The organism is Achromobacter sp. ACM02 (assembly GCF_014851605.1).
GTDB lineage: Bacteria > Pseudomonadota > Gammaproteobacteria > Burkholderiales > Burkholderiaceae_B > Achromobacter > Achromobacter aegrifaciens.
This window is the reverse complement of record NZ_JACUZY010000026.1, coordinates 1-524: the sequence shown is the minus strand read 5'-3', so window position 1 is coordinate 524 and position 524 is coordinate 1. Positions and strand designations below refer to the sequence as shown.

Sequence of the window (524 nt, the reverse complement as noted above, 5' to 3'; positions counted from 1 at the left end):
ATGGACGGCGCGATCCTGGTCGTGTCGGCCGCTGACGGCCCGATGCCGCAAACCCGCGAACACATCCTGCTGTCGCGCCAGGTTGGCGTGCCGTACATCATCGTCTTCCTGAACAAGGCTGACATGGTTGACGACGCCGAGCTGCTCGAGCTGGTGGAAATGGAAGTCCGCGAACTGCTGTCGAAGTACGACTTCCCGGGCGACGACACCCCGATCGTGAAGGGTTCGGCCAAGCTGGCGCTGGAAGGCGACAAGGGCGAACTGGGCGAACAGGCCATCATGGCTCTGGCCGCTGCGCTGGATTCGTACATCCCGACGCCCGAGCGCGCCGTGGACGGCACGTTCCTGATGCCGGTTGAAGACGTGTTCTCGATCTCGGGTCGCGGCACCGTGGTGACCGGCCGTATCGAACGCGGCGTGATCAAGGTCGGCGAAGAACTCGAAATCGTCGGTATCGTTCCGACGGTCAAGACGACCTGCACGGGCGTGGAAATGTTCCGCAAGCTGCTGGACCAAGGTCAAGC

The 524-nt window shown here is 63.2% G+C and carries 1 protein-coding gene; it reads left to right on the top strand.

Features of this window, described 5'->3' with window-relative positions; translation table 11 throughout:
• On the top strand, window positions 1–524 hold a 524-nt coding region (locus IB258_RS30215; RefSeq protein ID WP_255508626.1), incomplete at both ends, for a GTP-binding protein.